Raw genomic sequence first — 21,652 nt, forward strand, 5'->3', positions numbered from 1 at the left:
TCCCTCTTAAAAAGGAATGATCCCAACTGATATGGTTACGTTCCCCGATTTTTTCTTAACCAGCTCCAATTGTTCAGCTTTAGTATAGATCCTCACAGCCGGTTCACTCACACCATATGCACCCGTGTATTTAAATACTGTATCCGATGGCGCTTCGATTTTGGCTTGATTAAGCTCTTCCGGTTCATAATGCACGAATTCCCAGCCATATTTTTCAACTACTTCAATCAAGCCAAGTTCGTCTTTCTTTAAGGAAATTGTACAGATCGCCTTAACGCTTTTTAATGAAAATGATAAATCGGCTAGTGTTTCTGCAATCACCTGCTCTATTTCAGCCGCCGCCGTTCCCCTATTGCACCCGATACCAAGAGCAATGACCTTTGGACGATATACGATTCCATTTTCCAGGATTCTCTTTTCCGACTGCTTAAGCATGCGGTGAGTCACGACCAGCGCTGCTTGCGGCTTTGCTTGAAGCGCTTCTACAATGGATGGGTATATGATAATTCGTTCAGGTAATGCCGTATCATAAGACCACCAGTTCCGTTCACCTGATTCCTGTACAACGGCAACATGCTCTTCATTTACTACGGACGCACTTACTGGCGTCAATTTTTCTGCGGAATCCCAAATCCAGCCGAAGCGCTGGCCGAATAAGTCGACAGGAATCGTTTTTTGTACATCCGAAGCCGTGGTGATTATAGCTCTTGCATCAAGGGCTGCAGCAACTTCCTTAGTCAGTTCATTTGCCCCTCCCAGATGCCCTGACAGTACACTGATAACATTTTCCCCTTTATCATCAATGACTACGACACCTGGATCCGTTTTCTTATCCTTCAAAATTGGTGCAATCATCCTCACGACTGCCCCGAGTGAAATAATTAAAATGATTCCCTTATATTCCTTGAATAAAGCTGGCAATAGCATACGGACACTGCCCGAAAAAAGCTGGATCTGTTTATGCTCTTCGTCCCCTTTTTCAAACTTGCTCATGTAATATAGATCGGAATTCGAAAAAACGGTATGTAATTTTCGCGCCAGCTCGACACCATGCTTTGTAATTGCTACGATCGCATAAGTGTGGGACCGTTTAATGGGAGCAAGTTCCGCTTCTTTCAATTCAATGATCATGGTTTAACACCTTTTCTGAAACCGTGGGTAAAACTCGCATCATATAGTTTGGAACGGTATTCATCTTTATCATGGATGGCAGGGTCCAAAGCCCATCCAGCCAAAATCATCGCATGTTTGCGGATGCCATTTTTACGCATATCATCATCTAAGTTCACTAGCGTAGTGCGGACGATTTTTTGGTCCGGCCATGTTGCCCTTTGAATGACTGCAACCGGTGTCTCATCCTTCCAACCGGCTTCCTGGAGTTCTTTAACGATTTTTTTGGTCAAGGTCGCACTCAAGAAAAGGGCAATCGTACAGTGATGACTTGCCAAATCACGTAACTTCTCAAATTCCGGAACAGGCGTACGTCCTTCAGCCCTCGTTAATATAAGTGTCTGGGTTAAATCAGGTATGGTCAGCTCTGCTCCTATTGCCGCTGCTGAGGCGAACACCGAACTCACGCCAGGAATCACCTCATAACCGATACCCTCTTTCTTCAATAGGACAATTTGTTCCATGATTGCACCGTACATGGCAGGATCCCCTGTATGAATTCTAGCAACCATCTTTCCTTCTTTAACACGCTCAACCATGATGCCAACAATTTCCTCCAAATGCATTCCAGCCGTTTTCAGCACCTCGGCATCGGGTTTTGCCTTAGCAATCAATTCTTCATTCACTAATGAATCCGTATATAAAATAACATCAGCCGTTTGGAGAATGTTCAATCCTTTTACAGTAATCAAATCCGGGTCACCTGGTCCAGCACCTACAATATATATCTTCATTTTCTCACCACCATCAATGTTAAGTATTCTAGTTCAAGTCCTTCCAATTCACTCACTTTCCAAATCACTTCTTCATCGGAAGTGACTTTGGTTACGACCGAGGCCTTTTCAAGCAAGTCCAAATCTTTTAAAACGGTAATCATTAAATCGATGACCTTTGCCACTTTGATGAACACAACGGCATCATGGTCTTCGATCGCCTTCTTCATCGCTTCATAGTCATCCCTTGCAGGAACTATCGCAACATGATCATCACCATCAGCCAAAGCGATGCCCAGCCTTGACGCTGATCCATTAAAGGAAGAAATGCCCGGGACTGTCTTGATTTCGACTTCGGGATGCAACTCCTGCATCAATTTCATCATATGTATGAACGTACTATATAAAAGCGGATCGCCTTCCGTTACGAAAGCCACATCTTTTCCTTCATTTAATTTTTGCCAAACCTTTTCAACCGTTCCGTTCCATTCCCGATCCAAAATGGCTTTATCTTTCGTCATCGGAAAAACAAGGCCCAGCATATCCTTTTCTTCAGGACGAATGTAAACTTCAACAATGCGATGTGCGTAGCTTTTACTCCCTTTTCTTTTTTTGGGATACGCAATGACCGGAGATTCCTGAATCACGCGAAATGCCTTTACTGTAATTAGCTCTGGATCGCCCGGGCCTACGCCAAGGCCATATAATGTACCAAGATTACTCATTCATGTCTTCCTTTCGTTGTGCAGTAATGATATAAACCGGATTAAGCGGTACAAATCTGTTCATTCCCAATATTGGCTTACTTCTGGAGATTTGCGCATGCATGATGGAAGTGTGAAAACCAGCTTCCGCAAATGCTTCATTAGCACGGTAAAGATTCTCAATCGTCGCAGCATTCAGAACGATCCTGCCGCCTTCTTTTAACCGATTGCAGCAAGTATTGATCAGCTCTCCCATTTCGCCGCCAGTCCCGCCAATGAAGATCGCATCAGGATCAGGAAAATTTTCCAATCCCTGCGGGGCTTTACCATGAATCGCCGTTATATCGGTACGGAATTTACGTTGGTTTTGATAACAGTTATCTAAATCAGGCTCATTTTTTTCAATTGCGAAAATTTGGCCTTCGGATGCAAGCTTGGCCGCTTCAATTGCCATTGAGCCCGTACACGTACCAACATCCCAAACTATACTGTTTTTCTTTAGCTTCAATGCATGCAGGCTTAATACCCGGATTTCCTTTTTGGTAATGAGGCCTTTGTCCGGTTTACGCTGCGAAAATTCTTCATCTTCAATCCCTAATGACCAACTCGGTCCTTCTGTTTTCCGTTTCAAAATGACGACGTTCAACGGGGAGAATTCCCGCTCCATCATTTTATCAAGTTCATACCAACCTGATGTTTCCGTTTCCCCTTGAAGATTTTCAGCCACAAATGCCCGGTATTCCGTCATTCCGAATGAAAGGAGATATTTAGCCAGTTGATTAGGGCTATTTTCGCTGTCAGTAAGCAAGGCAACTTTCGCTTTCCCATCAATCCTTTGGGCCAGCCCTTTCATGCTGCGTCCATGAATGCTAACGAGGAAGGCATCTTGCCAGCTTTCCCCCATTTTTGCAAAAGCAAGCTGAATTGAACTGAAATATGGGTAAACCTCCATGTTGATTTTGCTGGAAAGATAACCTCCCATTCCATAAAACATTGGGTCACCGGAAGCTAAAACCACAGTTGGGCGAGTTTCCTCCTGCAGTTGTTCTACAATTGTTTTCAAACCGCCCTTTATGATAATCTTTTTGCCAGAATAGTTCGGAAAGAAGGATAAAACCCGCTCACCTCCGACCAGCACTTCACTTTCTTCTATCCATTGGGCATATTGAGGCAGTAAGCTTTCCTGACCGTTATCCCCTATCCCGATTAATTTCATCGATTGACTCAATTCCAACAGCCCTTCCCAATAATAGTCCTTTCAACGAATAAATCGCCGTTTCCATTTCAATGCCACCCTTCACTTGGTTAATGGCAGAGTGACAGCAGGATTCACATAATTTATTAAAAAAGTCAAAATTATTAATGGCTGACATCATATCCCCGACTTGTGACGCTGTGTTTGCATTCTTGATTTCAAGAACAAGATCATCATCAGCTCCGACGCTTTGGGCAATTTCCGATAGAAAACCAAAGTCGACCGGGGCACTTTTTGAATGCACCATCATCACACCTTGGGCCACTTTGGAGAATTTACCCATCATGCCGACCAGTGAGACCTTTTTAATTCCCTGCCTCTTACATTGCTTAAGTGAGAAGCCCACAAAGTCACCCATTTCAATAAAGGCTTCCTCAGGTAAATCCTGGAGAAGGCCCATGGCATACTTTTCACTGCGCCCGCCAGTCGTTAAGACAAGATGCTCACACCCGCTAGCTTTGGCGACACTGATAGCCTGGACGATACTTGCCATATAGGCGGAACTGGAAAAAGGGACGACAGTGCCCCTTGTTCCCAAAATGGAAATTCCTCCTACAATCCCCAAGCGGCCATTTAATGTTTTTTTCGCTATTTCTTCACCTGCTGGCACGGAGATGACGACCTTCACACCTCTATTGATCTTAAATTCTTCCAGTGTTTGTTGCACAGTGGTTAAAATCATCTTGCGCGGTACAGGATTAATCGCCGCTTCTCCAACTGGAACGGGAAGTCCAGGTTTGGTTACACGACCAACTCCGGTCCCTCCATCCAATATAATCCCAGGTGCATCCGACCAGCTGACAGTAGAGATAATATGGGCCAAATGTGTGGCATCGGGATCATCTCCGGCATCTTTAATCGTTTCTGCACTAACCGCATTTTCCGATATTTCATATTTCTCAATAGTGAAAGTGGCATCTCGGCCGATTGGCAAGGAAATGGTTGCCTCCTCTAGTGCATCCCCCGTGATCAAAGCGGTCAATGCCGCTTTGGTCACGGCTGTCGAACATGCTCCCGTCGTATATCCATGACGCATTTGTGAGGGGTCTTTTTTCACTTTCTTTTCCATGTTTTTTAACTATCGGCTAAAAGGGAAATCGCGTTCAATGCTGCAACAGTGACAGTACTTCCACCTTTTCGGCCAATATTCGTAATGAATGGCACTTCTGTGATCTTAGCCAGTTCCTCTTTCGATTCTGCTGCAGAAACAAATCCAACAGGCATTCCAATGATTAAGTCCGGTTTTGCAATCCCCTCTTTAATAAGACGAATGAGCTCTAGTAAAGCGGTAGGTGCATTGCCAATCGCATAAATGCCCCCTTCATTTTCCTTTACCGCTTTTTGCATCGAAATGATCGCCCTCGTCGTATTCAAACGTTTTGCCTCGACCATCACATCCGGATCCGAAATATAGCAATGAACGTCCCCGCCGTGTTTTTGAAATCGTTTTTTGCCTGTACCGCTCTCGATCATTTGCACATCCGCAATGACATGTCTGCCTTTGCGAATGGCTTCCACACCAGCTTGAATGGCATTTGGATGGATGATTACACTTCTTCCCAATTCAAAATCCGCTGAAGCATGAATGACCCGGCGGACGATCTTCCATTCATCTTCAGAAAAATCATGATTGCCCATTTCTTCAGCAATGATTGAAAAACTATAATCATATATTTTGTCAGGGTCTACCGTTAGTGGTTTAAAATCCGTTTTAAAATCCATCTTGCATTCCTCCTATTTTTCATTTAACTGATTATTCAACTCGGCAATGACATGTTCAAAACTGGAATGAACATTCTGATAGTCAACATCCGGTCGAGATATCATGATTGTCTCAATTCCACATTCCAACGCGGCTTCCAATTTCTCATCAACCGCACCGACCTTGCCGCTTTCTTTCGTTATCATCAATGTGACCCCATATTGTTCATATAGAGCTTTATTCAATTCTTTTGAAAACGGCCCTTGAATCGCAACGATATTTTTTTGTTCGATTCCCAACTGTGCACATTTTTCCATATTGTCCATGCGTGGCAGCATTCTTGCTATGACTCTGGTATTCTCGAGCCCTACCAATTCTTTTGCGAACACGGATAGTGTTTTACTTCCGGTCGTGAGCATGATGACTCCCCGTTTTGCAGCGGCAAGCTTGGCAGCTTCCTCATAATCACGGACAACTATCAATTTATCATTCTGAAACCGTTGACTTTCACGCTCATAACGAATATAAGGAACATTTGCTGCCTTTGCTCCGATAAGGGCGTTTTTGGATGCTTCTTCGGCAAATGGGTGACTTGCATCGACTACAGCCTGAAAACCTTTTGCAGAGATTAAAGATGTCATATCTTCTGCAGATAATCGGCCAATCCGGGTGGAAATCCCTGAATCTTGCAAACTCTTAGCCGCCGATTCGGTTACAACAGTTGCCAAAACCTTGAACCCCGCCTGCTGCATCTCAATCGCTAATTCCCTTGCATCACTTGTACCCGCCAAGAACAAAATCATTTTGATGACCCCACCGCTTGCCCATCATGATCGTGGTGATGATCATGGTCGTGATGATGATCATGGTCGTGGTCGTGATCGTGGTCGTGATCGTGGTCGTGATGGTGATGATGGTGAGCATGTCCATGTTCCTCGACATGTTTACGATAGTTTTCCAAATCACGCGCCCCACTTGACCTTCCTTCACTGGCTTCGATTACTCGTTCTTGCAGAATGTTCTGTAAGGTTGGATGATATCCAAAATACTTTGCCAAAATGAATTCTCGATCATGATATTGCTCTTGATAGCCTTTCAGCATATCCTCCATTCTTTCCATCAACACCCCAGTGAAGAGGAAATATGGCAGCATCACTATTTTTTTTGCCCCTAATCGGATGCATCGTTCAATACCTTCATCAACGTGAGGGTCCGTTACACCCATGAAGGCTGTTTCGACCCATTTAACGCTTAATTTTTCCCATAATAATCGTGAAATTTTATATATATCACTATTTGCATCAGCATCACTGCCACCTCGGCCAATTAGCAATATCGCTGTCTCAGAATGTTCAGAGGTCGTATCGAATCCCGCTTCCTCAAGACGGTCTGTCAGGATCGTCAATACATCATGGTGGACCCCGATCGTTTGGCCATATGTGAATTTCACTTCTGGATACTTGGTTTTCCCATCCTCTATTTCAGCTGGGATATGTAATTTCGAATGTCCTGCATGCAACAAAATGATCGGTATGACGATAACTTCAGTAGCCCCTCGTTTTACACAATTATCAATTCCCTCGGATATATTCGGTGCCGCAAATTCCAAGAAGCACGTTTCCACCATGAAACGCTCGTCCATTGCCGGAATCATATTCTTAATAAAATGACGGACTTCTTCATTTCCCGAAGCCAACCGGCTTCCGTGTCCTACGAACAAAACTGCTTTCATTTACTTTCCTCCTCTAGATTAGTCTTCACAAGGCGCAGGCTCTATGTTTATTTTGGGAGCGATGTCCTGATAAGAAAAATTCTGTATCTTTTTCGAACGTTTGAAGTATTTAAAAAGCCGCTCATTTGGATGGGCATTTTGCTTATACTCCCCGACAATGTCCGTAATCAGTTCAACAAGCTGTTCCGGTTCAATGCCTTCCGCCACCGGCTGACCCGGATGGGCTGTTCTTCCAACCGGTTTAGCTCCAAGAAATAAGTCGAACTTCCCTTTTCGGAAGACAATCCCGATATCATCCATCACAGCACTATAACAAGCCATCCCACACCCATTAAAACCGATGTTCAGTTCCTTGGGCATTTTCATTCCGCCAAGCACCCGGTGTATTTCGTCCGCATAAGGAATGGATTCCGCTTTTTCACCATCACAGAAATCACAGGCTTTTAGTGTCAGTACATCTCCAATCGGCGACAAAAGAAAGTTTGCTGATTGCAATTTCCCCGTTATGACTTCCGGATCCGTTGTCGGAATCTTTAAGACGATTTTATGATTTGGCGTGTATTCCATCGTTCCCTTTTCCCCAACAACTTCCGCAAGTGTCATCATTTGTTTGGGAGTGAATTGTTTATTCGCCACACCTGGACTAACGGCAAGTTCGAATACCGACTCCATTTTTTGCTGAACAATCGGCTGAATGGATTGCTTAACGGTTTGACCCTTGACTCTTGACAGGGCCTCCATTGCCATTTCAAAGGAAGCTGGCTTCTTTTCTGGTGCTTTTGTAAGTAATCCAACTCCTCCAGCGGACTCGGTTAAGGCCTCTTGATCTAATGCCCACGGTTCCGCTTCTTTTTGCAGTCGCTGATGCGGCTTCAATGTTTGCTTTTCCGAATTCAAAGTATATTTTCTCTGATAGCCTCTTGGTGTGATGATTTTGTCATCATATAAAAAGGTGGATGAATTACCGATAATGACGGTGGTCAACATTCCAATATCGTGATTCAACATATCCTGCAAATTGGTTATGACAATATCCTGCCTATCGCGATAAGCACTTTTCACCAACCCGACAGGTGTATCCGGCGAGCGGTAGCGAAGGAGAATTTTCTGTGTTTCAACAATTTGCCGGGTCCGCCTGCCGCTGCGCGGATTATAAAGTGCAATGACAAAGTCTGCCATTGCAGCTGCTTCAACCCTTTTAGCGATCAGTTCCCAAGGAGTTAAATGATCACTGAGGCTGATCGTACACGAATCGTGCATGACTGGTGCCCCGAGTAATGACGCACATGAGTTGATTGCAGAAATGCCAGGAATGACTTCAATGCCCACTCCAGTTTCTTCTTTCCAGCCTTTCTCAATCAATACTTCATAAACCAACCCTGCCATCCCGTAAACTCCGGCATCCCCACTGGAAATCACCGCCACTTTCTTTCCCAGCTCCGCTTGTTTCACTGCTTCCTGTGCACGTGATACTTCTTCAGTCATCCCCGTACTAATGATCGTTTGATCTGTAAGCAGTCCCTGAATGAGTTCAACATAAGTTTTATAACCAATGATGTAGTCACTTTCTTGAAGGGCTTCGACGGCACGTTTGGTAATGTGTTCAAAATTCCCGGGCCCAAAGCCCACGACGAATAATTTACCGTTTGTACTCATTAAGACATCTCCTTTTACGCTTTGTTCTTTGAAATACCCGTATGAGCAGGAAAATCTGGATTAGGGGTCATTTCCCCATCATTGAATTGATAGATCATCTGTGGAACAAATTCACCATCATCGATATTACTGACGATCTTCCGACCGAATTCAGGCGTTTCCACTCGATACCAGTTTCCTTGGGGATAGGCAATCACAACGCAGGCATCCTTACATCTACCGTTACAGCGTGTCCTGGTTGTATGGATTTTCAAATCAAGTCCCTTTGAAGTAATTTCATCGCGAATCGCTTGGGTTACTTCTTCCCCGCCCTTTTTCATGCAGCTGCTCCCATTACAAATCAACAGATGCGTATTTGTACCCATCAAGTTCCAAGTAGTCATCTTCTTCCTCCTGAGTTCAGGGAAAAGGCAAAATAAAAAACCTTAACATTAGAGTCAAGGTTTTAAAAAAACTATATGAATGAGAAGCCAAAGGCAAACATGCCAAATCCTTCCAAAATCGTCATAGTCCTTCTACCTTTCCCTCCGAAAAGTATCATGCAATTTTAAAAGCAGGTTTCCTGGCTTACGCTTCATTTTACTTTGTCCCTTCCCGGCATCATGCCAGTGGCTATCGACAATTTCATCAGCGTTTACAGTAGCGGGGGCTGCATCGGATTTTCACCGATTTCCCTATTATCCCTTGCTTATTCACACAAGGGCACTTTTAAAATGAAATATTTGGTTTTATTATACATTTCTAACTAACTTAATCTATCATATAACAACTTTATCAAAATTCAATAGTTTATTCCGACTGTTTAGAAAAGTTTAATAGTGTAAAACCCGTTAAAATCCTTTCCTTGCAACAAAATCCGTCCCGAAAAAAAAGATAGTGTAGCTGAAATTATTTCTTTATGGTACACTATACGAGAATTTTCAAAATAATTACATAAGTTTTATGGTGTTGAATTTCTCGGAATTCAACTTAAAAGGGAAGCCGGTGAAAATCCGGAGCGGTCCCGCCACTGTAAAGGGAAGTCCTATTACTTTAACTTTAATCCACTGTCAAATGAGATGGGAAGGATGTAATGGGATGATGAACCAAAGCCAGGAGACCTGCCATGAAACGTGAAACTGTTTCAGCCTACGAGGATGGGCGTGCGGATCAGGCAGAATGGCCCATGATTGCTTCATGCTGCAAAATTCCTGTTCATTACGCACTTCTTTCCTTTGAGAGAAGTGCTTTTTATGTTGGGCGCCGCTTTTCTTCTCAAGATTGATCAGAAAAATTTAAAAGTATTGAAAGGAGAAAGAATGAAAAGAACCAATTGGAAAATTATTTATTTTGTCATCTTATTGCTTTTTATCCCGAACCGGGCAATGGCCATGCATATCATGGAGGGCTTTTTACCCATTGAATGGGCTATATTCTGGTGGGCCGTGACGTTTCCATTTTTAATCTTGGGTTACCGGTCCATTAGGTCCAAAGTTAGGGAAAATCCAGAAACAAAAATGATACTTGGCCTATCGGGCGCATTTGTATTTATTTTATCGGCCCTAAAGATTCCTTCCGTTACGGGAAGTTCTTCACACCCTACCGGAGTTGGTTTGGGTTCCATATTATTCGGACCATTGGCCATGAGTGTCGTTGGCTCCATCGTTCTGTTATTTCAAGCTGTTTTACTGGCTCACGGAGGACTGACGACATTAGGGGCCAATGCATTTTCCATGGCCGTTTGCGGACCGTTCATTGCTTACTTTGTCTTCAAGGGCGCAACTAAATTGGGGTGGTCTTTTTCACTTGCCGTTTTCTTGGCAGCTGCTTTTGGAGATTTAGGAACCTATGTGGTCACTTCCGTTCAACTTGCTCTTGCTTTTCCTTCCGAGGTAGGAGGATTCATGGCCTCTTTCAGTAAATTTGCAGGTATTTTTGCCCTGACCCAAATTCCCTTGGCAATCAGTGAGGGGTTATTGACAGTCGTCGTAATGAATTTCTTGAAAAAATACAATCTAGGTGAATTGAAATTGCTGCGAGTTTTATCTAAGGAGGCCCGTTAATATGAAAAAAAGTCTACTGCTGCTTTTCCTGGTTGTCATTCTTGCAACCATACCGTTAATCACCCAACAAGGAACGGAATTTGGCGGTGCCGACGGCGAAGCTGAGGAAGCCATCACTAAGATCCATCCGGAATACAAGCCATGGTTCAACAGTATATGGGAGCCGCCAGGTGCAGAAACCGAAAGCTTATTATTTGCGCTTCAAGCTGCAATCGGAGCCGGTTTCATTGGATACTTCATTGGCGTGATGAGACAAAGGAATAAGCAAACCAAACAAGAATTGACAGAAAAATCGAAGCATGTTACTCATTGATAAATATGCCTATTTCAATGGGCTAAAGGATGTTCATCCGTTGGAAAAGATGGTTTTTGCACTTTCCCTTTTGCTGTTTTCGTTAACGGTAAGGGATATGACCGTTTCGCTCATCACTTTTACGGTGATGAGCGCTTTAATCATTTTTGCGGCAAAAATCCCGCTTTCCTATTATCTGAAATTACTTCTATTGCCAGGATTTTTTATACTATCTGGAACAATTACCATCCTTTTTTCTTTCACAAGCGAATTTACTTCGATATCGAATATATGGTGGTCCTGGAAGGTCGGGAACTGGCAAATATTCATCAGCGATGACAGCTTCGGTACAGTGTCCAATTTGATCACTGTTGTATTCGGCAGTATCAGCTGTTTATATTTCCTTACCTTAACTACACCCATTACCGTCATCCTATCCGTGTTGCGAAAACTTAAAGTGCCTTCCTTATTGATTGATTTAATAGAATTGACCTATCGCTTCATCTTTATTTTTTTAGATACAGCTTTGGCCATTCATCAAGCACAAGCTTCACGGCTAGGGTATGTTTCATTAAGGAAAGGCATACGATCTCTCGGATTACTAATCTCGTCTTTATTTTTAGGAGTATTGCAGCGCTCTGGGCAATTGACGATGGCCATGAACGCAAGAGGCTATCAGGAGAACCTTTCCTATCTCGAGGATACTTACACCTATTCCTCACGCAATTGGCTGATCGCGATAGTAATATTAGGAAGCTTAATCTTTATTAATGGATATTTGTAAATTGGAGGCAACCCAACAATGGACGAGCATATTTTTCATATAGAAGGCCTCACCCATCAATTCACAGATGGAACGTTCGCTTTAAACGATCTGTCGCTAACGATTCAACAGGGTAAAAAGATTGCATTATTAGGCAATAATGGTGCCGGCAAATCGACTTTATTCCTCCATTTAAATGGTCTTTTACAACCTACAGCAGGAAAGATCAGATTTAAGGGCAAAAAAATGAAATATGACCGTAAATCATTATTATCATTACGAAAGCAAGTCGGGATCGTTTTTCAAGATCCCGACTCTCAGCTCTTTTCCACTAATGTACAACAGGATATATCGTTTGGACCGATGAATTTAGGATGGGATAGAATTAAGGTTCAAGAGAAAGTAAATTGGGCAATGGGCCAAACGGAAGTAACGGAACTGAAAGACAGACCTACCCATTTTTTGAGCCTTGGGCAAAAAAAACGTGTCGCCATTGCAGGGGTACTTGCCATGGAACCCGATGTCTGGCTCCTGGACGAGCCTACCGCTGGATTGGATCCTTATTTCTCAAGACAGATCATGAATCTGCTGGACAGTATCCACCACCCTGACAAAACGATAATCCTCTCATCTCATGATGTTAATTTTGCTTACCAATGGGCTGATGAAATCGTGGTCATGAACGATGGTAAGGTCATATACCAAGGGGACCCTGTTTCCGTTTTCCATGATGAAGACGTTTTGCTGCAGGCACATCTGGAGAAACCGTGGGTATTTGAAATGTTTCAAGCCCTTCTTCAATCAAGGAACCCTGCAGAAAGGGACCTTTTCCCAAGAACGAAGGAAGAATTGCTTCAAAAGTTGGAGACAGAAAGAATTTATTAATTAATTTCCCCTAGCTCTTGCTTCATCAGAAGCTAGGGGATAAAACCGATATCTAAAAAATAGCAGGCGATAATTCTTGTTCCTAAAAAAACAAATTTTATTACCTTTCTTCTTTAGATCTTTCTTTTGCAATTTCAATATCTCTTCCGTTTACATCATCAATGACTGCCTTTATTTCGCCTTCCGCATAAGTATCCGAGACTTGTTCGTGGGTTCTGGCCAGTCCAGAGGATAAAGGATCTTCCCGTTTATAATCGCTGACATCATATATTCTTCCGGCAACTTCTGAAGATTCATTTTTTGATTGCTTGCTATCCATTTTATTCACTCCTATTTTTTAAAATGTCCAAAAATTTTGACAACAGTATTAAAGTCAAAGGTATTTTGTGTAAAAAACGAAGCAATATTCAATAATGTTAAAAAAGGAGGAAAAAGGCAAAGAAAAAGCTTACAAGTAAAATCCCCTTTCAGGGACTTAACATGTAAGCTTACTGAGAGCTTATGCCTCCTTCTTCACATCCACATTATCGGATGGGTCACCCCAGCATTCCACATTCTTCAAACCTTCAATATTGTTCACATGGAAGACTGGATTTTTCCCACTTTTCTTTTGCTTTTGATAATCCGCCAGTGCAGCAAAAGCAATCTTTCCAAGTAAAGCTATGGCGATCAGGTTGATAATGGCCATAAGGGCCATCAGCAAGTCAGCCAGTCCCCAAACAAAATCCAGTGATGCAAGCGAACCGAATATCACCATCCCTACGACTGCGATACGATAGACATTCAGCCAAACCTTATTTTCATTGATGAAGCCGATGTTCGACTCTCCATAATAATAGTTGCCAACAATCGAACTAAAGGCGAATAGCAGTACGATAATGGCAAGGAAAATACCCGCCCAAGATCCCAATGCCGTTGCGAGGGCATTTTGGGTTAGGACGATACCATCCGTTTCCTTAGATGTATAAAGACCTGAAAACAGAATGATGAAGGCTGTCGAGCTGCAAATGATGAGCGTATCGACAAAAACACCTAAAGACTGAATGAGACCTTGCTTGACGGGATGACTGACGTCAGCCGTGGCACCAGCATTTGGTGCACTACCCATCCCGGCTTCATTTGAAAATAGGCCGCGCTTGATTCCCTGCATCATGGCAGCTCCCAGTACTCCGCCAGCCACTTCTTTTATTCCATCAAATGCACTTTCAAAGATCAAAGCAAAAACACCAGGTAACTCGGTAATGTTCATGATGATGATAATCAACGCCACTATTACATAGGCTCCTGCCATGATCGGAACGATGACTTCAGAGACCTTTGCAACCATTTTGATCCCGCCAAAAATGATGACAGCCGTGACCATAGCCAAGATGATTGCCGTAACCCACTTTTCAATCCCAAACGATTCATTGAATGCGCTTGTAATCGTATTGGCTTGTACCGAGTTGAAAGCCAATCCAAATGTAAGCGAAATCAACACAGCGAAAGTGATACCCATCCAACGGGCATTCAATGCCTTTTCCATATAATAAGCAGGACCGCCGCGGAATGCATCCCCATCCTTGACCTTATAGATTTGAGCAAGTGTACTTTCAATGAATGCGGAAGCAGATCCGATCAATGCTATTAACCACATCCAGAAAACGGCTCCAGGTCCGCCCGTCGTGATCGCGATGGCAACACCTGCAAGGTTACCCGTTCCTACCCGCGATGCCGTGCTTATGCAAAATGCCTGAAAGGATGTTACACCTTTTTTATCCGCAGTGGCCCCTTCTCCCAAAAGCCTGAACATTTCCCCTACCATTCTGAATTGGACAAACTTCGTGCGGATGCTAAAATAGAGACCCAATCCAACCAACATGATGATCAATATGGAAGACCATAACACACCATTAGCCTCACTAATAAATTTTTCTAAGAATTCCATTAAAACAAACCTCTCTACTTAACTCTGATTATTATTATAAAAACATATACAACTATAATTTATTTCCCCATACTTTAAGGAGATAAACAAGTGAAGCACATAAAAAAAAGGAAATTCCACAATGAATCTTCAATACAATAATATATTATATCCTAACACTCCATTTTTTTCATTCATGAATTGGTATTTCAGTATCATTTCCTTTAGATAATAATCATACTTCCTCACTTCATTTAACATTCATTCCCAACGGAAGTTATTTTCTATTTTTATCACCATCATTATAAAAATACTAAGCGGGTACTGTTTAAATTGAAAAACAAAAAAGATTTTGCTGTGCCTATCATAAAATCAGTAGGCAGAGACTAATAAAAAAAGGAGCATTTCAGCTCCCAAAATCCAAACAAAAAGAGAGACTTAAACAGCCTCCCTATACTCATCAGTTTTTAAACTCCCTCAGGACATAAATACATCTGCCTAACTTGGAGCTATTATGTATCTCCTTCATAAGCTCAGATCAGGAAAGCTCACAGATAAAACTCCCCCCTCTTGCTCAACGACAGCATAATATTTGAAGATTTGGTCAAATAAATGAAGTAAATGAAATGAAAATTCACTTACCAAGTAGTGATATAATGATTATCGTGTTGTCACATCACAAGCCCGCCATCTACAAATAAAGTTTGCCCTGTCATAAACTGACTCCAATCTGATGCCAGGAACAACACGGGTCCTGCTACATCTTCTGGTGCTGCAATTCTGCGGAGTGGAGTTTGGGAGATGATGAGGTCCTTCAACTCTTCTTTTGTATCCTTGCTTGTATCCGTTGGATAGACAAGCCCCGGAGCCACACAATTGACCCTGATTCCAAAAGCTCCGAGCTCTGCAGCTAAATTACGGCTGTACCCCATAAGTCCACTTTTTGCTGTCGTATATTCATGGTAAGGTACAATCGGCCTTTGAACTAAATTGCTGATCATATTGATGATGCTGCCATTGCTCTGTTTTTTCATAATGGGTAAGACTGCCTGACACATATAATGTGTCGAGCGTAAAGCCCCATCAATTTGCGCCTGATAATCTTCCCATGTTAGCTCCCATGACATTTTTCGATTGTCAGCATCAAAAATGTAAGACTTGAAGGCATTATTCACGAGAACATCAATTTTCCCCGCTTCCAAAACTTGTTCGATCATCTGTTTGACGGACGATTCAGATGTGACATCTCCCTGTATAGCCCATCCTTCACCGCCCAGTTTAGTACAATCCACGGCAACCTGTTCAGCGGCCTCGTGATTTTTCAGGTAGTTGATGATAACCAGTGCCCCTTCTCTCGCAAAGGCACGGGCAATACTAGCTCCTATTCCTCGGCTAGCTCCCGTCACCAGTACTACTTTCCCCTGAAATTTTTTCATTTTTTCTCCTCCGTTTTGTTAGGAAGAAGATCGTCACGCACTGCCTCTTTCATATCGATGCTATTTTTAATTAGTCCTAATTGCTGGTACGTATCTGCCCCTTTTTGTAAAACCGATGTATCAAGTACCCCTAGCCCCTTACTATCAGTCCCCTCAGAGGAAACACTCGAAATATTTCTCAAATTAATAATTTTCAAGTTTTGTTGTTCATCTTTTCCATCAATAGCATATTCAGATGCTAGTTTAGCGGCTTCCTCCGGATTTTTGATCATCCACTGTGCACTGCTACTATAAGCCTCCAAAAATTCTTTCAGAACGTCTTTCTTTTCATCATACGTCTTTTCTGTGACAACAAATACATCGCTAGGCACATTCAAATAATCTTTTACTTCCATGACATTTACTTCATCCAATCCTTTTTGTTTAGCAACGGCTAATCCAGTATCCGTTGCAGCTGTTGCATCCACCTTTCCCTGCATCAAAGGAGCAAAATTCAACAATCCCGTCTCCACGATTTTTACATCGTTTTCCGAAAGTCCAGCCTGATGCAGAAGTACCAATAAATTTTGACGCGTCCCGCTTGTTAAACTATATACACCAATTGTTTTCCCTTTAAGATCCTGTGGCTTATTTATTTTTTTGTCTTTAAGGGATACAATGTTAAACACATTTTGTGGATAGATATTATAAATCACTTTCAGCTTTTCCCCTTTGTCTAATGCAAAGAAAAGAGAGCCGGGATCTGTAAACGCAATGTCAGCTTGTCCAGAAACAATATTTTTAATGGCATCCCCGCCACCTTCTCCTGGAATAACCGAAACGTCCAATCCTTTATCTTTGAAAAAGTGTTTTTTCTCATCCACCAATAAATTCGTTTGCTCAGTTATCGGCTTACTCCAATTCGCTACTCTGACCTGCTGTATTTTCTCTGAGCCTGCTTCCTTGGTTGCCTCTTCCTTCGCTCCACAAGCGCTTGTAATTATTGCTATCAAAAATAATAAACCCATTAGCATAATTTTTGATTTCATTTTTTCTCCGTCTCCTTTATAAATCGTTTGACCCATTTCTTTTCCATAAGTTGCACTGCCTGATATAGAACCATTCCCATGGCCGTTAACAATATCAAGGTCGCGAACATCAATGGTGTATCCATCATTCCCTGTGAAGCGATGATCACCGCTCCTAATCCGTCACTTCCGCCGATAAACTCTCCAACAACCGCACCTACAATTGCCAAAACGACCGCTACTCGAAGCCCTGCTATAATCCCAGGCATCCCGGCAGGTATCTTTAAATGGATCAAGGTTTGCCAGCGTGATGCACCAAGCATTTTGAACAGTTCCAGCTTCTGCTTACCCGTATACTTTATGGCCATCACCGTATTCTCCAAAATAGGAAAAAAACAGATCAGTGCCGTAATCACCACTTTAGAGGTCATTCCAAATCCAAACCAAAGGATAAAAAGAGGGGCTAAAGCAAGCTTCGGAACGGCTTGACTGGCAATAATGTAAGGAAATAAGAGCTTCCGTAAAAAAGGCACCTCGCCCAAAATAATGCCTGCCACAAATCCGAATACCCCTCCAAAAAACAGTCCCAGCAACACCTCTGATGTGGTTCGGATAATATGCGGGGTAAAGTATCCGCCGATTATGCCTTCAAAAAGAGTATGGAAAATCACAATAGGTGTCGGCAGGACAAGCTCCGACATGGACCTTGCTGCTAGATCCCATAAAAATAGCAAAAGCATTAAAAGGATTACGGAGTATATAGGAAATCGTTTCATATCCGTGCTCCCCCCATAACCTGGTGGACCTTGAGGCAAAGTTCATTAAAATACGAGCTGTACCTCATTTCCACCGTTCGCGGCTTTGCAAGATCGACAGCTGTATCATAGAGAATGCTTCCTTGATCCATTACCGCTATCTTGTCTGAGAGATAAACAGCTTCTGAAATATCATGTGTTATAAAAAGGACTGTCGTATTTTGCTGTTTGCATATCTTTAAAAGGTCGTCCTGTAATTCTTCTCTTGTAATCGCGTCCAATGCAGCAAATGGTTCGTCTAAGAACATCATGGACGGCTGTTCAACAAGTGCCCTTGCAATGGCTACACGACTCTGCTGACCTCCTGATAATTGTGCCGGGAAACTATGAAGATAGTCTGCTAACCCAACAGTGTCCAATAACTTCATCGCATACTCTATATCCTTTACCGTCACTTTCCCCCTAAGGGAAACGGGCAACAGAACGTTATCCATTACAGTTTTCCACTCTAATAGGGTTGGGGATTGAAAGACAAATCCGGCTTCAGGGGACGGCTTGATTACGATTTTCCCATTCAGGGAAATAATTCCAGCATCCACCTGCAGTAAGCCTGCTGCCAGCTTTAATAACGTCGTTTTCCCGCACCCACTCTTCCCTAGTAAACAATGAAACTCCCCTTTTTCTATTTCCCAGCTTACACGATTGATAACTGACCTTTTGCCCTGATAGCTGTATGTCACATCATTAACTGTCAAAAAACCCATTCCACTACCTCCTAATCAAAATAAGGGGCAAATCTTTCACTGTACACTACAGCAGAGGACTCTATATCTACCATGTTGATCAAATCTAGTAAATTAAAGCGGCCATCATGATGCCATCCAGCTTCGGGAGACGTCATACTGCCCAAAGCCGTTAACCTCGTTACACCAATTCCCCCCAATAACTCGGCCCAATGAAAAAGTTCTCTTGGGTTTGCAGCTATACCAACGGTTTGGAGGAAAGAACGGTGAGGCTCAATGGAAGGAATCAGGTCCCCTATTTTTTCAAAGGCAATCACTTTTATCACTCGATTCAAACTACTTGGAGTGAAGGAAATGCCCTTTTCTTCGTATACGACGGTCCAATCATGTGCTACATTTCCCAATACCTCTTTTTGGGAATCATAAAAAACACTCATCTCTTCTCTTTGACGCCACGATGCCAGTGCTGCAGACTCCTCCATTGAAAGAATCCGCCGAGGATATCTTTTTTCCATGTTTTCAAGTTCATGTGCCAGATATCTCGCAAATTCTTTTGGCGAAACATTGCCGCCATGTTGAACATAAAAAATATGGGGAGAGTAGCAGCCTTGCTGATCATAACGGATGACATCAAGTGCCGCTTGACGTGCAGTTTCAAAAGCTTTTTGTGAATCCAGGCTAAAGCGAGAGATCAACCCAAAACTGATTTTATGGCCATAAGCCAAAAATCTGGTGGTTATTGGCGTTCGGCTTTGAAGAGACTGAAGCGAAGCGTTGCCGCCGTACCCTACTACAACGTCACTTTGTTCCAATATGCATGTTTCCCGCTCTTCATCGCCCCCTTTCCACCAAACAATGGCAAAGCAATCCGCTAATTTAGGTTCAATTTCCACTAACAAACGGGCAAACAAGCCCGCAAACAAAGGCTCTGCACTTGAGACCTTCCCAATGTTTCCTGACTTGGTAAGCAAGGCGGAGATGAAGCTCCACAAAGGAAGACCTGGGACATTCCCCGACCAAATATGGGTGATTAGATTTGGCCCTACTGCCTTAGAGAACCCGCCTTTGATTCGAGGTTGAAAGTCATCAAGCATCAGGGGATTTCCTAAATCTTCAACAACAAAGCGTTGGAGTTCATGTTTACGGAATTTTTTCAAATAAATAGTAAGACCAAGACGAACTATTTCCTCATCATACCCTGTAATAATCGGCAGGAGCTGTTCAGCCTTTTGACGGTACGGTGAACGACGATCCAGTAATCTACCAATCGCTTTGTCAATAATATCCATGATTTCCACCGTCGTAAATGCCTTTAATATCTCAACACTCGCCCTTTTAACTTTTTCTATAACCTTATTCATCTGTTCTATCGTAAGAAGGGGAATCTCCACTTCCACTTCTTCATTCTTTCTCTTAAATACTAAAACCCTTTTTGTAAAATCTTCATCCCCTATATCCGGTATATATCCTGCAATCTCGTTCATTCCGAAACGCCCTTTGCAGCTTTTAAAAACTCATCCACCGCTATGGAACAACCCTTTGCCTCTGTTCCCTGCACTCTTCCTAATAAAAGAAAACCACCATCCACCTCGACCCCTAAATCTTCTGTTAGGATGGTAGTGACCGAATTAAAATTAGCTAAATCACAATGAACAAGTACTCCCCGCTCGCCCTTTTGGACCTCTTCCCCACTTAAAGGATTGATCACTCTAGTCCTTATCCAATGCGGTCCCGATTTTACAGGAGGAACAGTCTCGTTACCGTCATCATAAAATTGCGTGCTTAGCTCCGTCATCCCATACATATTTATGCATTCAGACCGGTCTACACCCAAGTGAGTTGAAAGCATATGATAGAATTCATCCAAGCCCAATTCCTTAGATTGATTTTTATATCCTCCCGTATCAAGGATTTTACTTCCCTTTGGTAAACTAAAGGTCTTTCCCATTCGTTCTAATTCTTCGATCATATGTACGAAACTAAAACTCGCGCCTAAAAGGGCATAAGGCTCCCCGGTTTTTTCCGCATGCCCAAGGTACTCCAGCAAGCGGTCCATATCAATTCCACTTTCATTTAATAGATAGTGGCTATCCTTCGTACCGAATTCACGCATTCCAAGACCCAAGTAGCGAGCTAATGAAGAATTAGGCATTTCTATTTCGGTTGGAAAAAGAATCCCCATGCGTATTTTCTCCGTTTCCTTCATAAATCTTTTCCTGAAATTTAAAATCATGGACTTATCAAACACCTCCAAAGTGGGATGATAATGTTTGCCCTTAATTCCTTTTGTAGTTCCGCTCGTCATGAAAACCGCTTCTGTTTCAGAGGGATCTATGGAGCTTAGCGTGACTTCTTTAAAAGCATTAATCGGAACGGCCGGAATGTCCCTCCATGTCTTAACTACCCTTGGTGTCTTTCCTTTTTGAAAACAAAAGGTTCGGTAGGGAAGATTATGATCGTATTGATAAGAAAATAATTGTAAGGCCTGTTCATTGAATGCCTCGTCCGATGCATTTTGCATATAGCGAACAATATTATTGGTTATGACTTGCTGTTGATTCATCTCGAATACATCCTTTCATAGAAAATAAAAAAGCACTTTGCGTAAGCAAAGTGCATAGTGGTCCTCTAGTCACAATCCCTACGCTGGCATTACCCAACAGGTTCAAACGGTCTACAACAGTTAGTCATACTCTCAGCCTGATTCCACAGACTCCCGTAACATTAAATTTTATTCAAGTCTATTCCTTCTGCCTAAAAAATGCAACTCCATTTTAAACTACCGTTAAATGCACTAAATCATAGATCCATATTTCATTAAAGGAATGAACACAGATCATCTCCATCGATTTTCTCAATTTTTCATTTTACATGAAGGCATATAATTCTTT

General features: G+C 42.6%; 23 protein-coding genes and 2 riboswitches. Of the genes, 5 read left to right on the plus strand and 18 right to left on the minus strand.

Annotated elements, in window-relative coordinates; all coding sequences use genetic code 11:
* Window positions 1-6 precede the first annotated feature (6 nt).
* From ACQKMF_RS08865 to ACQKMF_RS08910, 10 genes are read right to left on the minus strand one after another with little or no spacing between them, the layout of a single operon-like run.
* Window positions 7-1,131, minus strand: a complete 1,125-nt coding sequence (locus ACQKMF_RS08865; protein ID WP_427572662.1) for a cobalt-precorrin 5A hydrolase — start codon at window positions 1,129-1,131, stop codon at window positions 7-9.
* Window positions 1,128-1,904: a precorrin-4 C(11)-methyltransferase gene (gene cobM / locus ACQKMF_RS08870; RefSeq protein ID WP_427572664.1), complete on the minus strand. Its 777-nt coding sequence runs from the start codon at window positions 1,902-1,904 to the stop codon at window positions 1,128-1,130. Before cobM ends, ACQKMF_RS08865 begins: the two co-directional genes overlap by 4 nt.
* Entirely contained in the window at window positions 1,901-2,608 is a 708-nt protein-coding gene (gene cobI, locus ACQKMF_RS08875; protein ID WP_230176406.1) for a precorrin-2 C(20)-methyltransferase, read from the minus strand. Before cobI ends, cobM begins: the two co-directional genes overlap by 4 nt.
* Window positions 2,601-3,803, minus strand: coding sequence for a precorrin-6y C5,15-methyltransferase (decarboxylating) subunit CbiE (gene cbiE / locus ACQKMF_RS08880; protein WP_402942976.1), 1,203 nt, complete (start codon window positions 3,801-3,803; stop codon window positions 2,601-2,603). The genes cobI and cbiE overlap by 8 nt, the downstream gene beginning before the upstream one ends.
* Window positions 3,778-4,911: a cobalt-precorrin-5B (C(1))-methyltransferase gene (locus ACQKMF_RS08885; RefSeq protein ID WP_402942444.1), complete on the minus strand. Its 1,134-nt coding sequence runs from the start codon at window positions 4,909-4,911 to the stop codon at window positions 3,778-3,780. The genes cbiE and ACQKMF_RS08885 overlap by 26 nt, the downstream gene beginning before the upstream one ends.
* A gap of 5 nt (window positions 4,912-4,916) precedes the next feature.
* Window positions 4,917-5,564 carry a precorrin-8X methylmutase gene (locus ACQKMF_RS08890; RefSeq protein ID WP_034312499.1) on the minus strand — a complete coding sequence of 216 codons (648 nt, stop codon included), beginning with the start codon at window positions 5,562-5,564 and terminating at the stop codon, window positions 4,917-4,919.
* A 12-nt stretch (window positions 5,565-5,576) separates the two neighbouring features.
* Entirely contained in the window at window positions 5,577-6,347 is a 771-nt protein-coding gene (gene cobK / locus ACQKMF_RS08895) for a precorrin-6A reductase (RefSeq protein ID WP_427572666.1), read from the minus strand.
* Complete coding sequence (locus ACQKMF_RS08900; RefSeq protein ID WP_427572668.1) at window positions 6,344-7,276, minus strand: sirohydrochlorin chelatase; 933 nt, start codon at window positions 7,274-7,276, stop codon at window positions 6,344-6,346. The genes cobK and ACQKMF_RS08900 overlap by 4 nt, the downstream gene beginning before the upstream one ends.
* 18 nt (window positions 7,277-7,294) lie before the next feature.
* Window positions 7,295-8,932, minus strand: a complete 1,638-nt coding sequence (cobJ, locus tag ACQKMF_RS08905) for a precorrin-3B C(17)-methyltransferase (RefSeq protein ID WP_101221873.1) — start codon at window positions 8,930-8,932, stop codon at window positions 7,295-7,297.
* Window positions 8,933-8,946: 14 nt separating this feature from the next.
* Window positions 8,947-9,315, minus strand: coding sequence for a (2Fe-2S) ferredoxin domain-containing protein (locus ACQKMF_RS08910; RefSeq protein ID WP_427572670.1), 369 nt, complete (start codon window positions 9,313-9,315; stop codon window positions 8,947-8,949).
* 152 nt (window positions 9,316-9,467) lie between these two features.
* A riboswitch (cobalamin riboswitch) is annotated at window positions 9,468-9,657 on the minus strand.
* A 201-nt stretch (window positions 9,658-9,858) separates the two neighbouring features.
* Window positions 9,859-10,054, plus strand: a riboswitch (cobalamin riboswitch).
* On the opposite strand from ACQKMF_RS08910, the gene ACQKMF_RS08915 reads away from it, so the two are divergent.
* The 5 genes from ACQKMF_RS08915 to ACQKMF_RS08935 all read left to right on the plus strand — a co-directional run bounded on the left by ACQKMF_RS08915 (window position 10,038) and on the right by ACQKMF_RS08935 (window position 12,914).
* Window positions 10,038-10,196 carry a hypothetical protein gene (locus ACQKMF_RS08915; RefSeq protein ID WP_157830965.1) on the plus strand — a complete coding sequence of 53 codons (159 nt, stop codon included), beginning with the start codon at window positions 10,038-10,040 and terminating at the stop codon, window positions 10,194-10,196. Its footprint overlaps the riboswitch before it by 17 nt.
* 34 nt (window positions 10,197-10,230) lie before the next feature.
* Window positions 10,231-10,974 (plus strand): energy-coupling factor ABC transporter permease, encoded by a 744-nt coding sequence (locus ACQKMF_RS08920; RefSeq protein ID WP_427572672.1) that lies wholly within the window; start codon window positions 10,231-10,233, stop codon window positions 10,972-10,974.
* 1 nt (window position 10,975) lies between these two features.
* On the plus strand, window positions 10,976-11,287 hold the full coding sequence (locus ACQKMF_RS08925) for an energy-coupling factor ABC transporter substrate-binding protein (protein WP_101221871.1): 312 nt from the start codon (window positions 10,976-10,978) through the stop codon (window positions 11,285-11,287).
* The gene (cbiQ, locus tag ACQKMF_RS08930; protein WP_427572674.1) at window positions 11,274-12,050 is read left to right on the plus strand and encodes a cobalt ECF transporter T component CbiQ; all 777 of its coding nucleotides are present in this window, start codon (window positions 11,274-11,276) and stop codon (window positions 12,048-12,050) included. The genes ACQKMF_RS08925 and cbiQ overlap by 14 nt, the downstream gene beginning before the upstream one ends.
* Window positions 12,051-12,068: 18 nt before the next feature.
* Window positions 12,069-12,914 (plus strand): energy-coupling factor ABC transporter ATP-binding protein, encoded by an 846-nt coding sequence (locus ACQKMF_RS08935; protein WP_402942432.1) that lies wholly within the window; start codon window positions 12,069-12,071, stop codon window positions 12,912-12,914.
* Window positions 12,915-13,014: 100 nt separating this feature from the next.
* Here ACQKMF_RS08935 and ACQKMF_RS08940 read toward each other — a convergent pair whose 3' ends face one another.
* The 8 genes from ACQKMF_RS08940 to ACQKMF_RS08975 form a co-directional block, all read right to left on the minus strand.
* Window positions 13,015-13,233: a YozQ family protein gene (locus tag ACQKMF_RS08940; protein WP_137018441.1), complete on the minus strand. Its 219-nt coding sequence runs from the start codon at window positions 13,231-13,233 to the stop codon at window positions 13,015-13,017.
* Between the two features lie 180 nt (window positions 13,234-13,413).
* Window positions 13,414-14,841 carry an alanine/glycine:cation symporter family protein gene (locus ACQKMF_RS08945; protein ID WP_402942429.1) on the minus strand — a complete coding sequence of 476 codons (1,428 nt, stop codon included), beginning with the start codon at window positions 14,839-14,841 and terminating at the stop codon, window positions 13,414-13,416.
* A 650-nt stretch (window positions 14,842-15,491) separates the two neighbouring features.
* Window positions 15,492-16,256 (minus strand): SDR family oxidoreductase, encoded by a 765-nt coding sequence (locus ACQKMF_RS08950; RefSeq protein WP_098185342.1) that lies wholly within the window; start codon window positions 16,254-16,256, stop codon window positions 15,492-15,494.
* Window positions 16,253-17,284, minus strand: a complete 1,032-nt coding sequence (locus tag ACQKMF_RS08955) for an ABC transporter substrate-binding protein (RefSeq protein ID WP_402942424.1) — start codon at window positions 17,282-17,284, stop codon at window positions 16,253-16,255. The genes ACQKMF_RS08950 and ACQKMF_RS08955 overlap by 4 nt, the downstream gene beginning before the upstream one ends.
* Window positions 17,281-18,039 carry an ABC transporter permease gene (locus ACQKMF_RS08960; RefSeq protein ID WP_402942421.1) on the minus strand — a complete coding sequence of 253 codons (759 nt, stop codon included), beginning with the start codon at window positions 18,037-18,039 and terminating at the stop codon, window positions 17,281-17,283. Before ACQKMF_RS08960 ends, ACQKMF_RS08955 begins: the two co-directional genes overlap by 4 nt.
* A complete protein-coding gene (locus tag ACQKMF_RS08965) occupies window positions 18,036-18,782 on the minus strand; it encodes an ABC transporter ATP-binding protein (protein WP_402942418.1) in 747 nt (248 codons plus the stop codon). Before ACQKMF_RS08965 ends, ACQKMF_RS08960 begins: the two co-directional genes overlap by 4 nt.
* 11 nt (window positions 18,783-18,793) lie before the next feature.
* Window positions 18,794-20,245 carry an acyl-CoA reductase gene (locus ACQKMF_RS08970; RefSeq protein WP_427572679.1) on the minus strand — a complete coding sequence of 484 codons (1,452 nt, stop codon included), beginning with the start codon at window positions 20,243-20,245 and terminating at the stop codon, window positions 18,794-18,796.
* A complete protein-coding gene (locus ACQKMF_RS08975; protein WP_328110540.1) occupies window positions 20,242-21,324 on the minus strand; it encodes a long-chain fatty acid--CoA ligase in 1,083 nt (360 codons plus the stop codon). Before ACQKMF_RS08975 ends, ACQKMF_RS08970 begins: the two co-directional genes overlap by 4 nt.
* Between the last annotated feature and the right edge of the window lie 328 nt (window positions 21,325-21,652).

It is taken from the genome of Peribacillus sp. NPDC101480, assembly GCF_050277335.1.
GTDB lineage: Bacteria > Bacillota > Bacilli > Bacillales > DSM-1321 > Peribacillus.